Here is a 21,049-nt window from a genome sequence, read left to right as displayed (position 1 = left end):
TAATACAAGCAGTTTACAAAGTCCTTTTATGCGGACTTTAATGACCATAATTAGCATTAAGTGCCTTTTAAGGCACTTAATGAGGCAGTGAGAAAGAATGGCAATAGCGAGAAGAGAGATAACCAAATCCTGGTTAACCGCGTCTTTTTTGCTGACGCTCACGGTTATTGGCTTTAGCCCGCTGACTTTTGCGTAGCATGACCCAAGTAGCTCCCAACCCTCCTTCGGATGGCTGAGCCGAGACATACGCTTGGACCTCTTCAAACTGACCAAGCCACTTGGCTAAGTAAGAGCGCAGTACGTTGGCGGGGCTATCCAGCTCGCGTCCTCGTCCATGCACGATCATCACCGAACGCAGGTCATGAGCATAAGCCTCCTGAATAAACGGAAACAGCATGCGGCGACATTCAGCCAACGGCCGACGCAATAAATGAAGTTGTGCCTGTACGCTATATCCTCCATGCCTTAATTTATCGACAACACCCTGCTGAATGCCTTCTCGACGGTATTCGATAGGATCAAAAGGGGGCAGTAAATCAACAAAGTCATCGGATAGAAAATTACGTTCACTAAGCTCTTCTTGAGCGCTTTCTCTGCGTGCAAGCTGTGCTGCAGAAGGCTTCTTCCGGTGATTACCTGCGTCGGCCTGATTACTACGTGCCAACGGCGTTACATCACCCACAGAGGCTCGGAAATCCATATCATCACGAAGTGACTGGTTCATTGCAGGCTCCTCCGATAAGGTCTACCCCTATCCTAGCAAACCATATCGTATTGCTTAAGCAGATTGCTCAACACTTGCTTAAGGTAAAACGGCACGCCAGGCTATCCCACTCACGTTTTTAAAAGGGCAACGGATGGGCTGGGTTAAAAAAACAATCGCTCTGGCAGGTTTATTACTGCTGTCAGCGGCCACATGGCTGTGGCTAACCCTGTTAAGTCCTTGGCTCTATTCCCCGCCTGATGAGGTGCCAACAGTAGAGCAACGCACACATCAGCTGTTTGTCTATGGAACGCTACGTTATCCACTGATTCGCTGGTTAGTCACTGGCAGTTTAGGCAATCCAGAACCGGCGGTTCTTCAAGGGTATCAGCGTCAAGATCTGGACGTAGCTCCCCAGCCTGGTAGTCACGTCGAAGGCCTAAAATTAACCGTGACGCCGGAAGCGTTAAGGCGGCTTGATCGCTATGAACGCTTGGGCGTTCGGTACGAGCGCGTTAAAAAACGGTTAGCGGATGGAAGCGACGTCTGGGTTTACGTCAGGTTACCCGAAACCAGCTACCATCTTTTAAAGCCATCTCCTGCCAAGTACATAGCTCTGATACCATAAGGCATTAGACAGGGCTTTCATCGGCGTTCATCCAGGACCAAGGAAAATTTATGAGTAACACCACCCCCTACGTGTTGGTTCTTTATTATTCTCGCTCAGGGGCGACGGCCGACATGGCCCGTCAATTGGCCGCGGGTATTGAAAGCATTGCAGGCATTGAAGCACGTTTACGCACGGTGCCACCAGTTTCAACAACTTGCGAGGCCGTCGCGCCGGAAATCCCTGATGAGGGAGCGGTGTATGTTGAACTTGATGATCTTCGTGACTGCAGCGCGCTTGCCTTGGGCAGCCCCACGCGCTTCGGCAATATGGCCGCTCCCTTAAAGTACTTTTTAGACAACACGAGCAGCCTATGGATGAACGGTGCCCTGGTCGATAAACCAGCCTGCGCATTTACATCGACCTCCAGCCTGCACGGTGGCCAGGAAAGTACGCTGCTGACCATGTTAGTACCCTTGTTACACCACGGAATGGTCTATGCAGGCATTCCCTATAGTGAAACGGCCCTTTTAAACACCCAAGGCGGAGGCACGCCTTACGGTGCCAGCCATTTGGCAGGCCCACGTAGCGACCGTTCGGTGGATGAACATGAACGAGCACTATGCGTGGCACAAGGCAAACGACTGGCTAAACTAGCAGTAGCGCTTAATGCCATGCGCCAGAGGACATCATGAGGCAGTGGCTATCTAGCCTGGAACAGCGCCACGGCATAAATACGTTAACACTGCGTGCTCGGCAGTGCGTATTGATCAGTTTTACGCTGCTCTTGCTGCTGGTTATTTATCGTGGCTTTACATTGCAAAGCGATACGTTTGATTGGCGGCCTGTGGTGGCCTTTATTTTACCGCTGGTGCTTTTTTTACCTTCCATTCTTGGCCAGCGTGCACGTGGCCATGCCTGGCTCGCCTTTGTCAGCCTTCTCTACGTTACACAAGGTGTCATGTTAGCCGCTGTACCCGGGCAAACGGTGCATGGCATTGTGGAAGCGCTCGTATCACTGGCGCTTTTTGTAGGTTGCATGGGGTACGCACGTTTTCGTAGCCAACAACAGCGCCAAACAGGTAAGTGAACGTTTTGGGCGTTATCTAAAGAGTGACGAACATTATTAAAATTCAGGGCGTTATTAAAACTTAGGGAGTTCCGCTAATGACTCACAACATAGCCGACATTCGGCGTGATTACGAAGGTGGCAGGCTTGATGAAACCCATGTCACTCAAGGGCCTTTCGTGCTGTTTGATGAGTGGTTTAGCCTGGCCATGGAGAAGGAGAACAAAGACGCCAATGCCATGACGCTTGCAACAGTGGATAGCCAAGGGCGGCCGCATGCACGCGTTGTATTGCTGAAAGGCTTTGATGAGCAAGGTATGGTGTTTTACACCAATTATCATAGCCATAAAGGTAGCGAGCTGAGCAATGTGCCGTTTGCGGCAATGACGTTTTGGTGGCCATCGCTCGCTCGCCAAGTGCGTATTGAAGGTTCCGTCGAACAGGTTGCGCCGGATGAATCGGATGAGTACTTTGCCAGCCGCCCTCGCGGTAGCCAGTTAGGCGCCTGGATTGCAACGCAAAGCGTTGTCATTCCTGATCGTAACTGGATTGAGGAGCGTCAGAAGCGCTTTGAACAGGCCTATGAGGGGCAAGAAATTCCGCGGCCCATTCATTGGGGTGGCTATCGCCTGCAACCTGACATGATTGAATTTTGGCAGGGCCAGCCCAGCCGACTACATGACCGTATACGTTTCGAGCGTCGCGATGGTGGAGAGTGGAGCCAGTTCCGCTTGGCCCCATAACCCCTATAAAGATCGCTCATTATTGTTCAGCGCAGGTCTGTTTCGGTGATACGTTAATTAGGCAGGCCTGCTGTCTTGGTGATGCACTTGGTCGGGTTAATCGGGCAGGCTTTCCAGGCGAAGGCGTTGCCACTCGCTTTCGGGTTCATTTAAGCGTAGGACAGCATCAATCACCTGTTCTTCCATGTTATAGCGGCACGTGAACCCCAAGTGTTTCATTAGTGCCCGCATTGGGTGGTTATCGACCATGATTTTGCCCACCATTTCGAGCGTGCCGATATGCGTGCAGTAATTGACCATTTTCTTCATCAGCAGGCTGCCAATCCCAAGCCCTTGTAAATCATCGCGGATGATCACCGAAAATTCGGTGCGTATATTGTCAGGGTCGTTCCACACGCGTACGACGCCTAACATCTCTTTGCTCCCATCTGCGTGCTGGTGCTCAGCGATAAATGCCATTTGTCGATCATAATTAATATGTGACAAAACCGATAAATCGCGCTGAGTGAGGTTGGACTTATTGTGGAAGTATCGGAAACGAATACTCTCTTCCGATAGCTGACGATGAAAGGCGGTAATTAAAGGCGCATCTTCGGCCCTGATGGGGCGCACCTCTACCTGCCAGCCATTTTTAAGTGTTACCCATTCTCGCAATTCTTCCGGGTATGGCATGATGGCAAAGCGCGCAGGCGTGCCTAAATCCATCGCAAAATCCACCGCCAGCATGCCATCACGATTAAGCAGCAGCGGGTTTATCTCCAGCCCTCGCAGGTCCCCCAAATCAGATGCCATTTGCGAAAGCTTGACTAACAGCTGGCATAGCCGCTGAATGTCGCGCTCAGGTTCAGCGGAGTGTTCACGAATTAAAGAGGCCGCGTGCGTCCTGCCGACGACGTCGGCCGCCAGGCTCATGTTCAACGGCGGCAGAGCGACTTGGCGGTCTGCCAAAATATTGACTTTATAGCCGCCAATGCCAAACACAATCAGCGGGCCGAAAACCGGGTCGCGGGTAATACCGGCACAAATCTGCATGGAGTGCTTACCCCGCTGCATAGGCTGTAAGCAGAACTCGCGAATAGTGTATTGGGGAAACTTCTCACGTACTTTATCACCCAGCTGATGTACCCCTTGCGCCACTTCAGCAGGCGTTTCCAGGTCTTGTAGCAGCCCGGCAGACATTTTATGGGGGTGTTTACGGTATCGGTAAGGCCGGCAATTACCTTCATGAACCACTTTCAGAGCCATCGGCCCCTGGATTTTTTGGGCTGCGGATTCGGCCTCTTCAGGGTTGCTCAGATACACACTTGGCGCCGTAGGAATACCATACGCTTTAAGTACCTGGGCTGTTTCTGAATGGCTGAGTGTCTTTCTCCCCTGCTCTTTTGCCTGGGTGATCAGCGACCGACACTGGGCACGTATTTCCGGGCTAGTTGAAAATGGCAGGCTCGGTGGAATTTCATGCAGCAAGGCTTGAACACGCTGGTAAATTACCATGTGCATGAAGGCCTTAACGGCTTTTTCCGGGGAAATATAGGTCGGTATACCCGCGATGTTGCAGAGATGGCGTGCATTCAGGGCTTCCTTCAGGCCCATCCAACTGGTCAGCAAGTTACGCCGAAATTTTTTGCGATTATCAATTAGTGCTTGAGCCGTCATCGCTGAAGGTGCCAACCGTGTTGGGGCATGGACCACCAGCACCGCATCGACATTGGCATCGGCGGCCACAATTTCCAGCGCCTCAACAAAGCGCGCGGGGGTTGCGTTGCCACCCAAGTCAACCGGGTTTTCGCCGGGCTTACTTATATCGACTTGGCTTTTATGTAGCGCCGCTTGGGTTTCCTCGCTAAACACGGCAAGCTTACCGCCTGCGCTAACCAACTTATCAATCGCCAGCATGGCTGGACCCAAGCCATTAGAAACAATGGCTAACCGATCACCGCGTAATGGCTTCATGCGCGAGAGCGTTTCCAGAGCATCCAATAGCTCATCGGAATCATCGACCCTTACCACCCCAGCGCGCGCAAACGCCGCATCGAAAACGACATCACGATTAGCAATACCCGGCGTAGGTGCCATCCCCGAAATATCGGATTGCGGCGTACGGCCGCTTTTAATGGCAAGTACCAAGCGGTTACGCGAAGCATCGCGCACAGAGGTCATAAAATGTTGTGCGTCATTCACCCTTTCCAGGTGTAATAAGATGGCCTGAGCGGGTGAAAACTGATTTACGTAGTCGATTAAATCCGGCAACAAAACATCGACGCTATCCCCCACCGTAATCAAGTGAGAGAACCCCACATCGCGTCCAGCGGCCCAATCAATCATGGCGTTGGCAAGCATGCCCGATTGGCCCAGGTACGCAACACGGCCCGCTTTGACAGGCTGGCTGGCGTAAGAGGCATTCAAACGCTTGCTTGGGACGATGACACCCATGCACTCTGGGCCCAACACTCGAATACCTGAGGCAATGGCGGCTTTTAACATCCGCTCACGAATAGAACCGGTATTGTCGCTATCGCGATCCAGGTAAGCGCCTCCGGAAAGCACCAACGCAGCTTTCACACCAAACTCGCCCAAGCGTTTAATTAATTTGGGAACGCCTTTAATCGGTGAGCAGACAACTGCCAAGTCCGGCACTTCGGGTAAACCCGCTACACTGCTGAAACAGGGCACGCCAAATACTTGGTCATAGCCTTTTGGATTGACCGCCCACAAGGTGCCTTTAAAGCCGCTCTCTTGCAGGTTATTCAGCACTAATCCGCCCAGCGAGGCCGGCTTTTCAGAGGCGCCAAACACGGCGAGCGTGCGAGGTTCAAAAAAATGATGCAAAAAGCGCGTACTCAAAATTGAGCCTCCCCTGAAGTAGATAACGACGGTGTACGACTTATTGACACTGTCGCGCAAGCCCCAGAGGCGATTAAGGTGGCCTCAATACAATGGAGCGCTTGAATGATCACCTCTTACCTTACCCATCCAGACTGCTCATTGCATCATATGGGACCAGAACACCCTGAAAGTCCACAGCGTCTGGAAGCAATTCGCGCTCGCCTCTCACTTGCCGGTTTATTACAGCAGACCATGCAGTCTGATGCCAAAGAAGCCAGTTCTGAGGCGTTGGCAAAAGTACACCCTCCCCGACACCTTAATGCTTTAGAGAAATGTGTGCCTACTGAAGGCATTGTCGCCCTGAACAGCGAAACACTCATGAATCCGGATAGCTTAAAAGCTGCCCGGGTAGCCGCTGGTGCTACTATAAAAGCAGTTGATCAGGTGTTTAAGGGCCACGCTGATAATGTTTTTTGTGCCGTTAGGCCTCCCGGCCATCATGCCGAAGCAAGCGAGGCGATGGGCTTTTGCTTTTATAACAATATCGCCGTAGGTGCCGCCCATGCACGTGACGTATATGGTGCCAAGCGTATCGCTATCCTTGATTTTGACGTCCATCAGTGTAATGGAACTATCGATATTTTTAAGGACAGATCAGATGTTCTGATCTGTACAAGCTTTCAGTACCCGTTTTACCCGTGGCGTTATCTGCGTAGTGAGTGGCACAATGTTGTTAATACGCCGCTAGAATCAGGCACTGACAGCGCTGAATTTCGACGCCTCATTGAGCATCAGTGGCTACCCGCCCTTCATGCGTTTAAACCGGACCTGGTGATGATATCGGCAGGATTTGATGCTCATCGCGACGATACGATGGCCGATATCAGCCTGGATGATGAAGATTTTTATTGGATAACGCACTTGGCAATGGAGATCGCGGCGCTTTATGCTGATAACCGCGTTGTCTCTGTACTGGAAGGTGGCTACGAACCTAAATCATTAGGAAGAGGTGTGGAGGCGCATATTAGAGCCTTGCTGGGGCTACCTTTTTCAGAAGAAGGTTAAATATTCTGTACTCGCGAATACCATGGCAGACGCTAACGCTATGTTACTATGGTCCCTATTGCTGTCTCTTATGTGACCATTATGACCGCCACTTCTGAAGAACATGCCGCACTGCGTATTGCCTCCGGCAGCAAACCGTTTGTAGAACCGCTTCTCTTGGGCGCGCGGCTCAAGCAAATTCGCTTGGCTAACCAGTGGACGCTGGAAGATGTCAGCCAGCGTACTGGGCTAGCACGCTCTACTCTTTCAAAGATTGAAAATGATCAAGTCTCGCCTACGTTTAGCGTCGTTCAAAAACTCACCACTGGGCTTAATATCGACCTGCCTCAGCTCTTTACGCCGCCCAAACGTGAACGCTATACCATGGGGCGGCGAGACTTAACGCGTAAAGGCAAAGGCCAGCTACATCCAACGCCTACTTATGAGCATGAGTTACTGGGGCACCAGCTGGCTCAAAAGCGCATGATTCCCTTTAAGACCATTGTGCGCGCACGCAACTTTGACGAATATCACCAATGGGTGCGTCATGATGGCGAAGAGTTTTTGATGGTTCTTCATGGCGATATCATGCTGTACAGCGAGTTTTATGCCCCACTGCTGCTTGTTGAAGGCGACAGTATCTATTTCGATAGTGATATGGGGCATGCACTGGTATCTACCAGTGCCGATGATGCGGTTGTTCTATCCGTTTGTACCCGAGGAGATTTGGCTTAATATCAAGCCTACCTTCAACTTACCACTTCTACAGGCAGTTGGTTGGTTTAGGCAGCCCGGCAAGTCGCGCTATACGTTTCGCAGGGCTACCGGGGAAAAGCGACATTAAATACATCGACTTGCCCTTCTCTTCTCCCAGCGCATTCTTCGTGGCTTTTACCAAGGGACGCATAGCCGGCGCCATTTCATAGCGTTTATAAAAATCACGCATTACATCAATTAATTCCCAATGTGCTTCGGTTAATACGAGCCCTTCGTCGCTGGCCAGCATTTCAGCTACGGCCTTTGACCATACCGACTGCTCTACCAGATACCCTTCAGGGTCTAATCCAATTGTATTACCCGGACCAAGATAACGGTATATTTTTGAATCCGACATATTAGTACCACGTAACGATTTGAGGGTGGTGCTCAGTTAACGTAACGAACCCGTTCATATCAACCGTAGGTAAGCCATTAGCGGTAACGGCAGTATTTAGGCCCCACGCCGCGACATCTTCAGCTAACAGATAGATGCGTGACTGATACGCCTGCCAACCTTCCCAGTGCGTTTTCAGTGCCGCTTGTACACCTTCTTCCGTCAGTACTACGATATCCTCTTCACCAACGGCTTGCTGCATCTGATGCGCCGCATCACTATTTAGCGCCTTGGTTAAAATATGCAACATACTGAGTATCCCACTAAAAATTAAGTATTTGCGCGTACTGCTGAAGAAACCCAGGCATTGCTTTAGCTTTCAAAAACTGCACATCGTTTCGCAGCATTGATGTGGGCACTCCAATAGCGGCCAGGGACTCTTCCGTGGTCCAAAGATGCTCGATATCGTACATCTCCAGCATATCTATTGTGGGGAGGCTGGCTTTCTGCCCTGGCGCCCCGCTGCCTTGCTCTTTTAATAACGCCATAGCGCCCTGCCCAAGGAACAGCAGGTCTACAGGCTGTCCAAATGCGGCCGCTACCAGCGCTGTATCCACCCCTTCTCGAAGCAGGTTGGAGCCGTAAGGAGCATGACGAATGATAACCAGCAAGCTGTTTGACTCAGCCATTAGCTCTCCTGTTAGGCAAACGTAATAAAACGATCACAGCGCTGCTGCAAAGTTAACAGCTGCCCTAGCCCGGTTAACTCAAAGGGCGCATCTATATTAAACGATGCTTTACCATGACGCAGCGCTTCCGCCTCACTTGCCAAGCCACGCCTTAGTGCCGCCGCTATGCATACGTCTAGGGGAATGTTATGCGCGCGGTGTAATTCGATCCAGGCATCGTGCAGGTTAAGTTCATCTTGGGGCGGAGCCATGAGTGAAGACGCGTTGTGCACACCTTCATGATAAAAGAATACGCCTGACAAGTGGTGTCCCTGTGCCAACAGCGTATGAGCAAACCTTAAAGCAGAGTGTGGTGCGGGGCTGGTATACGGCGCACCCATCACCAATAAACCATACTCCATTGTCGTCTCTCGAATCGGATAGCCAAAAAAAGACAGACCCTACGAGTAGGGTCTGTCCGGTTACCAACTGACAACGCTATTGGTTAGTCGTTGCTCATAATACCTAAAATTGATAGCAGGCTGATAAACAGATTGTAGATAGAAACATACAGCGTAACGGTTGCCAGAATATAGTTCGTTTCACCTGCGCGATGAATGATCTCGCTGGTTTGATACAGAATGGCAGCTGAGGCAAACAGAACAAAGCCTGCTGACACCATCAGTGACAGGGCAGGAATGTTAAAGATCAAGCCCGCGACCATCGCAAGCACTAGAACAATAGCGCCAGCCAGCAGGAAGTTGCTTAAGAAGCTAAAATCCTTCTTGGTCGTTAACGCGACCGCTGAAAGGCCAAAGAAGGTAAGGCCCGTCATTGCCAGCGCATTCATAATCAGCGCGCCACCGTTAGGGAGCGTTAAATAGGCTGAAATGATGGGTCCCAGTGTGAACCCCATAAAACCGGTAAAAGCGAAAGTGGCCAGCAAACCAGCCGCTGAATTCGCCGTTTTATGTACCAAGAACATCAAGCCGTAGGCCCCAATAAAGAACACAAAGATGTTCATTTGTTGGATACCCATAGCCACTGATGCGCCAGCGGCCACTGCTGAGAAAAGCAGTGTCATTGCCAATAATGCGTAGGTATTGCGCAGTACCTTATTGGTGCTGACGCTGTTGGCAACACCACTGGATCGTGTTTGTGTCGTGTTCAGATCGTTATAAGCCATCTATATATGCTCCCCAAATAATAGTGCTAACAATAGACCAGCATGCCGCTACCAAGTTCCAGACGCAAGTCCTTATCGCTTCGTTCACGTAAAGTACTCAACCTTTTACTAACGAAAGAATAGTCGACTATGCTTAATATAGAGGCGCATCGCAGAAAAAAGCACGACTGACGAATATCCTCATCACCAGTCGTGCTTTTTAACACTTGATTACTAACACTCTATTTCTAGCTCTCTATTTCTTCATCTTTTTTCGGCGGAGTAACCGCGCTGCTGGCGGTGTGGCGAACATCCTGCGAGGCATATAGCCGGGCATCAACCACATGCAGTACCGCAAGCTGTACGAAAAGCATTGCAAAACAGATGATTAAAGCTTTGATCATGGTGGCTTCCTGAACCAGGCTGGCGATAGCCAGCCTTTTGCTGAATGCTAGCTTAAAGTAGGCTGAAAATAATAGTGGTATTAGACAAAAAAACATGTCATGACAAATCGCGCCCCATCCCTTTTCTATTGATTAAATTCTTCCGTATCAATGTCCGCTTGCTGCGCTGAACTATACCGTTCACCGGCTATCTGCTCAGGCGTCATCATTGAGTTGAGGTCACTGAGATAGTTTTTATCGAGCACCAAACTATCGGCTGCCAAGTTTTCACGCATATGAGCGATTGAGCAAGTCCCAGGAATGGGCACTATATGGCTACCTTGCGCATTTACCCAGGCCAGTGCCAATTGGGCGGTAGTCACGTCAAGCGACTGGGCTAGCGCCTGAAAGCGTGAAAGCACCGCTAGATTTTTAGGCAGATTGTCAGCGTTAAAACGTGGCATGTTAGCCCGCATATCACCCTCGCTAAACACTGTATCGACCTGAATCGCACCTGCCAAAAACCCACGACCCAAGGGGCTAAATGCAACCATCGCCACATCAAGTGTTTGGCAGGCTTTAATGAGCGCAATTTCGGGGTTGCGCGTCCAGAGGGAATACTCTGACTGCACTGCTGCTATGGAATACTCCTTATGCGCTTTGGAAAGCGTTTTCGCTGAAACCTCCGACAGCCCCACACCGCCTATCTTGCCTTCATCGACCAATTTACCCAGTGCGCCGACACTCTCCTCGACGGGTACGCCGGGATCAAGCCGGTGCAGGTAATAGATATCGATATGATCGGTCTTTAAACGTGTCAGGCTTGCCTCACACTGTTGACGTAGTATGTCTGGCCGACCATTGATAACCCGCTTTCCCGTCTCAACGTCAATCGCCATACCGCATTTACTGGCCAACAACAGCGCTTGACGCTTGTCTTTTAAGGCATTGCCCAGCAAGCGCTCATTCGCCGTGGCCCCATACAGTGTCGCGGTGTCAAAGTGTCGATATCCCATTTCAAACGCTTCATGCAATGCTCGCAGGGCGTCTTTTTCAGACACCTGCTGACCATAACCATGAGATAAGTTCATACAGCCAAGGCCAACAGCAGGCGAAGACACTTCTTTAAGACGCTGGAAAAACATCGACATAGGCATTCCCTGAAAGAAAATTTCTGCAGTACCGTTATGCCGTATAATGATTAACAACTCAACGCACTACACCGTTAAGCCTGCTGTTTATGTCTGGTATCACAAATGAAGGCACTCAATGAACGAAAGCCCCACGGCAAACCATGGAGCTTCGGTATCAAAGCATCAATTTCAGGCGGCAGGTTTTCAAACCCTATTAACCGGTATGACGGCTGAACATCCACCAGCCTGACAGGCTGGTGGACGATAATAATGTAGCAAGCAAAAAGAGGCGGCTATTTTTTACCAGTTAACGATCTAAGTAGCGTCTCAACCTGGTGGTCGCCCTCGCCTTCATCATCCAACTCCTCTTTCGCCAGCTCTTTTTTATTTCCCACGACGGCATTGCAGGCACTGCAGTAGATATTGTCATCTTCGTCTGTGTTTTCAGGGAAACGGTAGTTTTCGCTGCCACATTGGGTGCATCGTTTCGGAAATGCCATTTAAACTTACTCCTTGTGTTGTGTGCGACATACCTCTACAGCTTAGCCGAAAGTGAGTTAACTGCGTATGTGCGCCCTAATAGCGTATTCGACGACTAGCTCTCTTGTGGAAGCTTTAAGCGTACAGTTGATAGCCAAGGCTTTTAAAGACATGGGATTTGCCTTTTACGCGATTTGTCATGAGATGTCAGTGCTTGCGAAGTTTGGGGGTTACCTGCCTTGCAAACTGACGAAGCGACACCAAGCCTTGCTGAACATCCTTGTCCAGTGGGTTTAGATTGCCACACTAAAACTGGCCTGTAAGCAGGCATAGTATAATTGATAGTGAAAAACACACTTATTTATCAACCTTTAGCAACTCTATTAGTTAGCCAACTAGCCAAACAATGAGACCACTTGCTAATCTACTTCGGGTTAAGTAGTAGAAAATTAACCATAAATAGTTATAAATATAGCCGTATTTATCATGCTTATTGAGGATGCCGCATGCAATAATATAAATTAATAATAAGAAACGTTCTTTTGATTTAAAAATAGTATGAAACATCAGATAAAAAAAGGCCTATAGTCTTTTATCACCTGTATTCGGGATTGATACATAACTCAAGGAGGAGAAAGTGATGATCGCTATTCATCAGGGTACCAAAATTGCGTTTTCAGCCATTTATCGGCGTTTGGTTATCAACCAGCTTATCAACCGTGTCGACAGTCTTGAATCTGAAAAATATGGGCTTATTGCCGAAAACAAGGTATTGGCTACTGAAAACGCCAAGCTACGCAGGGCGTTAGCAGAGCAGCATAACGATGTAGCGTGATAATCTGGTTAAATGATTGCACATTCAGCTGCGTCGTAGGCAGCATTATCAGTTGAAGTCAGAAACCGGCGCTTCAGAAGCAATTTCAGAAGCGCGTGCTGCGACCCTTGGCTAGCCGTAACGACGTCTAGGCCAAGGGTGACGGAGTCTATGAGAGTTTCAGCCACAAGCGGTTCAATCAAATTTTCTTTTTATCTCCGGTAAGTTCATCGGTGACTTTTCGCAACCCCCTTTCAATCGGATGCTCATCATCATTATCACCTGTCACGCTAAACTCTGAGTTCGCCCCCCTTCTGTATATTTCTGCACCACAAGTGCCACACGTTGGGAGGGCATTTTCCGTATCGTTTGCGTCGGCGATATATTCCTTACCACATTTCTGACACTTATCGACGTGTTCCATGGCCGTTCTCCTTTTTCCTATATCACTTCAACCTTAGAAGAAAGAAATGGTTCCATAAAGTCCGGGCAAGCAGATAACCATGCAGAGTGGCCCTATTGCATCAGACTACCGCCTGCGTCGTCGTCAAGCGCGATTCCTTGGACGCCTATCTCCGCCTCTAATGACAGCAGGTAGTGGCGCAATGCACGTCGCGTTGCCTGTTCTTCCAAGTGATGGCGAACACGTTCGGTAACGGCTTCGTAAGGCAGCAACTGCCCTTCCTCACGGGCATCAACCACCACCAAGTGCCAACCATAGCGGGAGGCAATGGGCCGCTCATGAAGGCCGTTGGGTAAGTGATGCAGCACTCGGTCAAGTTCAGCAACCGTTTGCCCTTGGGCCAACCAGCCGAGTTCCCCACCTTGGGTGTTGGAGGGACATGCTGAGTGGCGCTGAGCAAACTCCGTAAAGCGCGCAGGATCTTCCTTCAATGTTTCCAGCAGTGTTACGCCTTGCTGATAGTGTGCATCCCGAGCCACAGCATCTTCAGGCGCCGCAGCCAGCAAAATATGACGCACCTTTAAGCGTGTGGGCTCACTAAAACGCTCTGGGTGATGCGCATAAAAGCGCTGGCAATCCTCGGTGCTGGGCTCCGGCACGTTCAGCGCCTGCTCAAGAAGCTGAGCAATCACCTTGTCATCTGCTATTTCATCGTCAGCCACTAACCCTTGCGCCTGGGCCTGCTGACACAGCAGTTCGCGGACAACTAACGCCCGCGCAGCTTTAAGCTGGGCACTCCCCGCACTGTCTGAGGGGTGATACTGCATTTCATGAGCAATGTCGCTTTCTTCAATAGCGCGGCTGCCCACCTGTATCAAGGGTAGCGTGGCTTCACTTGGCAGCGCTTCGATATCAATCATTTGCATAACAACTCTCCTGATAAATTAGCGCTTAGCCGCGTTTACGCACTAATTGATAGCGCCGGGTCAGATAACCGAAAGGCGCGCTCCATACATGCACTAGCCGAGTGAAAGGGAACAACAGGATAATGGTTAGCCCCAAAAAGATATGCAGCTTGAATATCCAGGAAACATCCTGCAGATAGTTCGCTGCGCCGCCGTTAAAGAACACAATGGCCTGTGCCCAACTTGCCAATGTCAGCATCATTTCACCATCCATATGGCCCAGCGTGAAGAAAATGGTAGTGAGCCCAAGGCATGCCTGAATAAGCAAAATAGCCAGAATCAGCGTATCCATTTTACTCGATGAGGCACGCACACGTGGATTGAACATCCGCCGATAAAGCAGCATCGCCCCGCCGATCACACACAACACGCCGGCAATACCACCAATCACCACGGCAAGCAGTTGTTTAGTGCTAGGGAGAAGAAAGTGCTCATACATCCAGTGTGGGGTAAGCAGACCGACCAAGTGACCAAAAAAGATGGTAATGATGCCGATATGGAAGAGGTTGCTGGCCAGGCGCATGTTTTTGGTCGACAGCATCTGGCTGGAGCCGGTCTTCCAGGTGTACTGCCCGTAGTCAAAACGCACCAAGCTCCCAAACAGAAACACGGTACCGGCGAGATAGGGATAGTAGCCGTAGATAAAATACTCGAGGTAAGTCGTAATGGCGGACATTGAGATTCTCCTGTTAACGACCCATTGCCGGAGGCTGGGCTCCGGGAGAGAGAATGCGAACGGCATCGTGTTGAACGCCCTGCTTGCGTTCAGCCAAGCGACGCCCTTCGGCAGATTGCAACGCACAGTCCTCGTCGGATGCCGCAGAAAAACGTACGGCTTCCTCTTCCCAGACGGCATCCAGCGCTTCGGGGGTATTGTCAGGCTTTTCCGCCTTCACAACGGAGCGATGCGCGTTTATGTCCGCTTCGGCGCCGATGAGCGCCAGCAGCGCATGGGTCACCAGGGCATAGTCGCTATCACGCTCTTCCAGGCGAGCGGCAAGTAGCGCCAGAATATGGCGGATATTGCCAATCCAGCGGGCCATTTCCGCATCGCTTCGCGTTGAGAGATACTCCAGGAACAGCGGTAAATAGTCAGGAAGCTCCCGGGCGTCTAGCTCAAACCCCGCCTTTCGGTACTCATCCATGAGATCCACCATGGCCTGGCCACGCTCTCGTGATTCTCCGTGTACGTGTTCAAACAGCAGCATCGATGTAGCCCGGCCCTGTTCGAAAAGCGCGACATACTCGGCTTGAAGGCTTAAAAGCTCACTATCGGCAATTTGCTGACACCAACTCATCAAACGTTGGCGTAACGAAGCGGGCCAACGATTCTCCGCGGCCACGATCTCGACAAGTTCCCCTACGGCCTGCTGCAATTCAGCTGTTGGGTAGTCAAGCAACCGCGATAGTACGCGCAGGCTGCGCATGGTCTGTTGCTCTGGGGTCAAGAGCGGTTCTGCGAGGTTACTCATGACGAGTCTCCTCGGGTTGCGCCTGCGGATCAAAAACATTGACCGGTTTCACCATCGTGCTCTCAATAGGCCGACCGTTGAACAGGTTCGCCGTGCTCTCGCCGTTGCAGCCATCACCAAAGGTGAATCCACACCCACCCCGTTCCGGGAAGGCATCGCGCGCCATCTCCCGGTGGCTGGTTGGAATCACGAACCGATCTTCATAGTTGGCGATTGCCAGATAGCGGTACATATCTTCTACCTGGGCGACGCTTAAACCCACATCCTCCAGCACGCTGATATCCGCTTCTCCTTCAACATGCTTACCGCGCATATAAAGGCGCATCGCCATCAAACGCTTAAGCGCGAGCACAACGGGGGCTTCTTCCCCGGCGGTCAGCATATTGGCCAAGTACTTCACCGGGATGCGCAGCGACTCAATTTTTGGCATCACGCCATTGAACTCGACCTTACCCGCTTCGGCTGCAGACTGAATGGGCGACAGCGGCGGTACGTACCAGACCATGGGCAGCGTGCGGTATTCAGGGTGCAGCGGAAGCGCCAGCTCCCAATCAATGGCCAGTTTGTAGACAGGCGATGCCTGAGCGGCCTGAATGACGTTGTCGGGAATACCGTCTTTCTTGGCTTGGGCAATGACCTCAGGGTCATGAGGGTCCAGGAAGATATCGCGCTGGCGGTGGTAAAGATCCTGCTCGTCGGCGGAGCTTGCGACTTCCTCAATGCGGTCGGCGTCATAAAGCAGGACACCTAAATAGCGAATACGCCCCACGCAAGTTTCTGAGCAGATGGTTGGCTGGCCCGACTCAATACGCGGATAGCAGAAAATGCACTTCTCGGATTTGCCGCTTTTCCAGTTGTAGTAGATCTTCTTGTAGGGGCAACCGGAAATACACATCCGCCAGCCGCGGCACTTATCCTGGTCAATCAGTACGATGCCGTCTTCTTCACGTTTATAAATGGCGCCACTGGGGCAGCTTGCCACGCAGGTAGGGTTAAGGCAGTGCTCACACAGGCGTGGCAGATACATCATGAAGGTGTTTTCGAACTGGCCGTAGATATCTGCCTGCACCTGTTCAAAGTTGATGTCCTTGCGACGCTTGGCAAACTCGGTGCCCAGAATTTCCTCCCAGTTAGGGCCCCATTCAATTTTCTTCATACGCTCGCCAGAGATCAGTGAACGCGGGCGGGCTACCGGCTGGTGCTGGCCAGGTTTAGCAGTGTGCAGGTGCTGGTAGTCAAAGGTGTAAGGTTCGTAGTAGTCATCAATAGCGGGTAAGTCGGGGTTGGCGAAGATATTGGCCAATACGCGCCATTTACCGCCAATGCGCGGTTCGATCTTGCCATCACGGCTGCGCATCCAGCCGCCCTTCCACTTGGCCTGGTTTTCCCACTCCTTGGGATAACCGATACCCGGCTTGGTCTCAACGTTGTTGAACCATGCATACTCGACACCTTCGCGGCTAGTCCAGACGTTTTTGCACGTTACCGAGCAGGTGTGACAACCAATGCACTTATCAAGGTTGAGGACCATGCCTACCTGAGAGCGAATTTTCATTTCACCGCCTCCTGAACGTCATCCTGGCCTTCACCATCCAGCCATTCGATATGCTTCATCTTGCGTACCAGCACGAACTCATCGCGGTTCGAGCCTACGGTGCCGTAGTAGTTGAAGCTGTAAGCGAGCTGGGCGTAGCCGCCGATCATATGGGTGGGTTTTGGGCAAACACGGGTCACGGAGTTATGAATACCGCCACGCGTGCCGGTAATTTCCGAACCGGGGACGTTCACCTGTCGCTCTTGGGCGTGGTACATCATCACCATGCCATCCTTGACACGCTGGCTGACCACTGCACGGGCAGCAATCGAGCCGTTGGCGTTATAAACCTCTATCCAGTCGTTGTCCTGAATATCGATATCGGCGGCGTCACCTTCGGAAAGCCACACCACAGGACCGCCGCGATTCAGCGTCAACATCAGCAAGTTGTCGGAGTAGGTGGAGTGAATCCCCCACTTTTGATGCGGTGTCAGGAAATTCAGTGCCTTGCTTTTGAAGCCATTATCCTCGGGCAGCTTGAAATTTTCGGCGGCGCGAGTATTGATCGGTGGGCGATACACCAACAGGCTTTCGCCAAAGTCACGCATCCAGGCATGATCCTGATAGAGCTGCTGACGCCCACTGACGGTGCGCCACGGAATCAGCTCATGAACGTTGGTATACCCGGCGGTATAGGAGACGTGTTCATCCTCCAGGCCCGACCACGTGGGGCTGGAAATGATCTTGCGCGGTTGGGCCACGATATCGCTAAAGCGGATTTTTTCATCCTCTTTGGGTCGTGCCAGATGCGAGTGATCGCGCCCGGTAATTTTGGAGAGCGCCTCCCACGCCTTGAGTGCTACCTGGCCATTGGTTTCTGGCGCCAGCGTCAGTACGGTTTCAGCAGCATCAATAGCGCTTTCGATGTTCGGGCGCCCTTTTGCCGGGCCTTCTCGCTTAACGTGATTCAGCTTGCCGAGCAGTTCTATTTCGCTATCCGTGTTCCAACTAATGCCTTTGCCACCATTGCCGAGTTTTTCAAGCGCCGGGCCAAGTGAGGTAAAACGCTCGTACGTGGCAGGGTAATCGCGCTGTACTTCCATCAATGCAGGCATGGTCTTGCCGGGGATGGGCGCGCACTCTCCCTTCTTCCAATCCTTTACATCTATCTGCGCAAGCTCGCCGGGAGAGTCGTGCTGCATGGGTAGCGTGACTAAATCCGTCTCTTCACCCAAGTGGCCCACACACGCTTTGGAGAATGCCTTGGCGATGCCTTTATAAATATCCCAATCGCTGCGCGACTCCCAGGCAGGATCAGTGGCAGCCGTTAGCGGATGGATAAACGGGTGCATGTCAGAGGTATTAAGGTCGTTCTTTTCATACCAGGTCGCCGTGGGTAACACGATGTCCGAGTAGAGGCAGGTCGTCGACATACGAAAATCGAGCGTGACTAATAGATCAAGCTTGCCTTCAGGCGCCTCGTCGTGCCATTTAACCTCTTCAGGCTTCTGTCCGCCAAAATCGCCCAGGTCTTTCCCCTGAATGCCGTGCCGAGTCCCCAGCAGGTACTTGAGCATGTACTCGTGCCCTTTACCGGAGCTACCCAGCAGGTTGGAGCGCCAGATAAACATGTTACGCGGGAAGTTCTGGGGGTTATCCGGGTCTTCGGCAGCAAAGGAAAGCTCACCGGCTTTTAATTGCTGAACGACATAATCCTTGGTGGCCATACCAGCGTCTTTGGCCTTGCCCGCTAAATGCAGCGGATTCGTGGTTAGCTGAGGAGCAGAAGGCAGCCAGCCCATACGCTCGGCGCGTACGTTGTAGTCGATCAGGCTGCCGGTGTGACGACGTGGGTCAGCCAGTGGCGAAAGAATCTCTTTTATCTCAAGCTTCTCATAGCGCCACTGCGAAGAGTGGTTATAGAAGAACGACGTAGAGTTCATATGGCGCGGTGGGCGCGTCCAATCAAGCCCAAATGCCAAGGGCAGCCAGCCCGTTTGGGGGCGCAATTTTTCCTGACCCACATAGTGTGCCCAGCCGCCGCCACTCTGACCGATACACCCGCACATGATCAGCATATTGATCAAACCGCGGTAGTTCATGTCCATGTGGTACCAGTGGTTCATACCGGCACCCACGATAATCATGGAGCGCCCACGTGTCTTGTGGGCATTATCGGCAAATTCTCGAGCGATGCGGGTACACTGCTCTGCCGAGACGCCGGTAATTTTTTCCTGCCAAGCGGGGGTGTAGGGTTTTATCTGAGCATAGTCGGTAGCCCCATCATCCTCGCCCGCTTGGCCGAATCCTCGGTCGATACCGTAGTTGGCACACATCAGGTCAAAGACAGTCACTACCAGCACGCTGCTGCCATCGGCTTTTTGCAGCCGTTTAGCGGGCAGGCTGTGGAACAAGCGGTCGCCACTTTCGCCTTCTACATGCGCAAAGTGCTTATGCTCGATACCGCCGAAATAGGGAAAGGCCACGCGCGCGACATCGTCATGGCGCTCGGCAAGGCTCAAGAGAGGTGAAATCTCAACGCCGTCGGCATCCAAAGGTTCCAGGTTCCATTTACCCTGGTGAGCCTCTTCTTCTCCCCAACGGAAACCAATAGAGCCCAGCGGCACCACCAACTGATCACGTGCATCATCCCAAACCAGTGTTTTCCACTCAGGATTATTGTCCTGCCCCAGGTGATCAGCAATGTCACTGGCACGCAGTTGGCGCCCGGGCACAAGAGAGCCATCATCGCGTGGCTCCAGCTCGACCAGGCAGGGCATATCGGTATACCGGCGCACGTAATCGGTAAAGTAGGCGCTGGGGTTTTCAAGATGAAACTCTTTGAGAATGACGTGGCCCATGGCCATGGCGAGTGCTGCGTCGGTGCCCTGCTTAGCAGAGAGCCACTCGTCTGTGAGTTTGGAAACCTCAGCGTAATCAGGGGTAATGGAAACGGTTTTGGTGCCCTTATAGCGAACCTCGGTGAAGAAGTGGGCATCTGGTGTGCGGGTCTGAGGCACATTCGACCCCCAGGCAATGATATAGCCTGAGTTGTACCAGTCGGCAGATTCGGGAACATCGGTTTGTTCGCCCCAGGTCATCGGCGAGGCGGGTGGCAAATCGCAGTACCAGTCGTAAAAGCTCATGCATACGCCGCCGATTAACGATAGGTAGCGGCTACCGGCGGCGTAACTGACCATCGACATGGCAGGGATAGGCGAAAAGCCAATGATGCGATCAGGCCCGTACTGTTTGGCGGTATAAACGTTGGAAGCCGCAATTAACTCATTAAGCTCATCCCAGTTGCCACGAACAAAGCCGCCCATGCCGCGGGCGCGTTTGTACTCTTTTGTTTTGGCCGGGTCTTCAACAATTGAAGCCCAGGCCTCTACCGGGTCGCCTTTTTCACTTAACGCCGCACGCCAAAGCGCCAACAGCGGTTTACGGATAAGGGGATACTTGAGGCGGTTAGCACTGTAAAGATACCACGAGTAGCTCGCCCCTCGAGGGCAGCCGCGAGGCTCATGATTAGGCAGGTCGGGGCGTGTACGCGGGTAATCAGTCTGCTGAGTTTCCCATGTCACCAGGCCGTTTTTGACGTAAATTTTCCAGCTACACGAACCGGTACAGTTAACCCCGTGGGTAGAGCGGACGACCTTGTCGTGTTGCCATCGGCGGCGGTAACTGTCTTCCCACTGGCGGTCTTCCTGGCGAACTTCGCCGTGGTCATTGGCAAAAGGCTCGCGCGTTTTGCGGAAAAAATTTAGCCGGTCAATGAAATGACTCATGGTCGATCTCCCTGGCGCCAAAAAGAAAGCAATGCCTAAACAGGCGTCTTGGAAATCGATTCTGAGCGATTAAAACGGCAATATCTGCCTGGTTACCTCCATATAACCCCACCCTACCTCTTAAGGGATACGCGGCTAAAGACCACAGGCGACGACGTT

The 21,049-nt window shown here is 51.8% G+C and carries 23 protein-coding genes; 7 read left to right on the top strand and 16 right to left on the bottom strand.

From position 1 onward, the window contains the following. Nucleotides 1–133 precede the first annotated feature (133 nt). Nucleotides 134–724, bottom strand: a complete 591-nt coding sequence (gene smrA, locus CZ787_RS00785; RefSeq protein WP_087105425.1) for a DNA endonuclease SmrA — start codon at nt 722–724, stop codon at nt 134–136. A gap of 133 nt (nt 725–857) precedes the next feature. Between smrA and CZ787_RS00780 the strand changes: the two genes are divergently transcribed. The 4 genes from CZ787_RS00780 (at nt 858) to pdxH (ending at nt 3,122) form a co-directional block, all read left to right on the top strand. Then, entirely contained in the window at nt 858–1,331 is a 474-nt protein-coding gene (locus CZ787_RS00780; protein WP_087105424.1) for a gamma-glutamylcyclotransferase family protein, read from the top strand. A 50-nt stretch (nt 1,332–1,381) separates the two neighbouring features. Continuing rightward, the gene (gene wrbA / locus CZ787_RS00775; protein ID WP_087105423.1) at nt 1,382–2,005 is read left to right on the top strand and encodes an NAD(P)H:quinone oxidoreductase; all 624 of its coding nucleotides are present in this window, start codon (nt 1,382–1,384) and stop codon (nt 2,003–2,005) included. Then, nucleotides 2,002–2,400, top strand: a complete 399-nt coding sequence (locus CZ787_RS00770) for a DUF2069 domain-containing protein (protein ID WP_087105422.1) — start codon at nt 2,002–2,004, stop codon at nt 2,398–2,400. The genes wrbA and CZ787_RS00770 overlap by 4 nt, the downstream gene beginning before the upstream one ends. Before the next feature lie 77 nt (nt 2,401–2,477). Continuing rightward, the gene (pdxH, locus tag CZ787_RS00765) at nt 2,478–3,122 is read left to right on the top strand and encodes a pyridoxamine 5'-phosphate oxidase (RefSeq protein WP_087105421.1); all 645 of its coding nucleotides are present in this window, start codon (nt 2,478–2,480) and stop codon (nt 3,120–3,122) included. Between the two features lie 96 nt (nt 3,123–3,218). Here pdxH and CZ787_RS00760 read toward each other — a convergent pair whose 3' ends face one another. Then, entirely contained in the window at nt 3,219–5,966 is a 2,748-nt protein-coding gene (locus CZ787_RS00760; protein WP_087105420.1) for a bifunctional acetate--CoA ligase family protein/GNAT family N-acetyltransferase, read from the bottom strand. 105 nt (nt 5,967–6,071) lie between these two features. Between CZ787_RS00760 and CZ787_RS00755 the strand changes: the two genes are divergently transcribed. Further along, nucleotides 6,072–7,013, top strand: a complete 942-nt coding sequence (locus CZ787_RS00755) for a histone deacetylase family protein (RefSeq protein ID WP_087105419.1) — start codon at nt 6,072–6,074, stop codon at nt 7,011–7,013. Nucleotides 7,014–7,094: 81 nt separating this feature from the next. Then, the gene (locus CZ787_RS00750; RefSeq protein WP_087105577.1) at nt 7,095–7,727 is read left to right on the top strand and encodes a helix-turn-helix domain-containing protein; all 633 of its coding nucleotides are present in this window, start codon (nt 7,095–7,097) and stop codon (nt 7,725–7,727) included. Between the two features lie 28 nt (nt 7,728–7,755). Here CZ787_RS00750 and CZ787_RS00745 read toward each other — a convergent pair whose 3' ends face one another. The 8 genes from CZ787_RS00745 to CZ787_RS00710 form a co-directional block, all read right to left on the bottom strand. After that, nucleotides 7,756–8,106, bottom strand: coding sequence for a TusE/DsrC/DsvC family sulfur relay protein (locus CZ787_RS00745; RefSeq protein ID WP_087105418.1), 351 nt, complete (start codon nt 8,104–8,106; stop codon nt 7,756–7,758). Nucleotide 8,107: 1 nt separating this feature from the next. Next, entirely contained in the window at nt 8,108–8,395 is a 288-nt protein-coding gene (tusB, locus tag CZ787_RS00740) for a sulfurtransferase complex subunit TusB (protein ID WP_087105417.1), read from the bottom strand. 13 nt (nt 8,396–8,408) lie between these two features. Further along, nucleotides 8,409–8,774, bottom strand: a complete 366-nt coding sequence (gene tusC / locus CZ787_RS00735) for a sulfurtransferase complex subunit TusC (RefSeq protein ID WP_087105416.1) — start codon at nt 8,772–8,774, stop codon at nt 8,409–8,411. A gap of 11 nt (nt 8,775–8,785) precedes the next feature. Continuing rightward, on the bottom strand, nt 8,786–9,175 hold the full coding sequence (gene tusD / locus CZ787_RS00730; RefSeq protein ID WP_087105415.1) for a sulfurtransferase complex subunit TusD: 390 nt from the start codon (nt 9,173–9,175) through the stop codon (nt 8,786–8,788). A gap of 83 nt (nt 9,176–9,258) precedes the next feature. Further along, on the bottom strand, nt 9,259–9,939 hold the full coding sequence (locus CZ787_RS00725; protein ID WP_087105414.1) for a Bax inhibitor-1/YccA family protein: 681 nt from the start codon (nt 9,937–9,939) through the stop codon (nt 9,259–9,261). A 227-nt stretch (nt 9,940–10,166) separates the two neighbouring features. Then, on the bottom strand, nt 10,167–10,322 hold the full coding sequence (locus CZ787_RS18760) for a hypothetical protein (protein ID WP_176372148.1): 156 nt from the start codon (nt 10,320–10,322) through the stop codon (nt 10,167–10,169). 125 nt (nt 10,323–10,447) lie between these two features. Beyond that, nucleotides 10,448–11,452, bottom strand: a complete 1,005-nt coding sequence (locus CZ787_RS00715; RefSeq protein WP_087105412.1) for an aldo/keto reductase — start codon at nt 11,450–11,452, stop codon at nt 10,448–10,450. A gap of 275 nt (nt 11,453–11,727) precedes the next feature. Continuing rightward, nucleotides 11,728–11,934, bottom strand: a complete 207-nt coding sequence (locus tag CZ787_RS00710) for a hypothetical protein (protein ID WP_087105411.1) — start codon at nt 11,932–11,934, stop codon at nt 11,728–11,730. Between the two features lie 620 nt (nt 11,935–12,554). Between CZ787_RS00710 and CZ787_RS00695 the strand changes: the two genes are divergently transcribed. Further along, a complete protein-coding gene (locus CZ787_RS00695) occupies nt 12,555–12,749 on the top strand; it encodes a hypothetical protein (protein ID WP_087105408.1) in 195 nt (64 codons plus the stop codon). A 178-nt stretch (nt 12,750–12,927) separates the two neighbouring features. On the opposite strand, the gene CZ787_RS00690 is transcribed toward CZ787_RS00695, so the two are convergent. From CZ787_RS00690 to CZ787_RS00665, 6 genes are all read right to left on the bottom strand, one after another. Beyond that, nucleotides 12,928–13,152: a hypothetical protein gene (locus tag CZ787_RS00690; protein WP_087105407.1), complete on the bottom strand. Its 225-nt coding sequence runs from the start codon at nt 13,150–13,152 to the stop codon at nt 12,928–12,930. 92 nt (nt 13,153–13,244) lie between these two features. Then, nucleotides 13,245–14,057: a peptidylprolyl isomerase gene (locus CZ787_RS00685; protein ID WP_087105406.1), complete on the bottom strand. Its 813-nt coding sequence runs from the start codon at nt 14,055–14,057 to the stop codon at nt 13,245–13,247. 25 nt (nt 14,058–14,082) lie between these two features. Beyond that, nucleotides 14,083–14,772, bottom strand: coding sequence for a respiratory nitrate reductase subunit gamma (gene narI, locus CZ787_RS00680; protein WP_087105405.1), 690 nt, complete (start codon nt 14,770–14,772; stop codon nt 14,083–14,085). Nucleotides 14,773–14,785: 13 nt separating this feature from the next. After that, nucleotides 14,786–15,568, bottom strand: coding sequence for a nitrate reductase molybdenum cofactor assembly chaperone (narJ, locus tag CZ787_RS00675; RefSeq protein ID WP_087105404.1), 783 nt, complete (start codon nt 15,566–15,568; stop codon nt 14,786–14,788). After that, on the bottom strand, nt 15,561–17,123 hold the full coding sequence (gene narH / locus CZ787_RS00670; protein ID WP_087105403.1) for a nitrate reductase subunit beta: 1,563 nt from the start codon (nt 17,121–17,123) through the stop codon (nt 15,561–15,563). Before narH ends, narJ begins: the two co-directional genes overlap by 8 nt. Beyond that, a complete protein-coding gene (locus CZ787_RS00665) occupies nt 17,120–20,890 on the bottom strand; it encodes a nitrate reductase subunit alpha (protein WP_087105402.1) in 3,771 nt (1,256 codons plus the stop codon). Before CZ787_RS00665 ends, narH begins: the two co-directional genes overlap by 4 nt. Nucleotides 20,891–21,049: the final 159 nt, after the last annotated feature.

Origin of the sequence: Halomonas citrativorans (genome assembly GCF_900163645.1) — a bacterium.
GTDB lineage: Bacteria > Pseudomonadota > Gammaproteobacteria > Pseudomonadales > Halomonadaceae > Vreelandella > Vreelandella citrativorans.
Note: the sequence above shows the minus strand (reverse complement) of the source record. Positions and strands in the feature narration are given on the sequence as shown.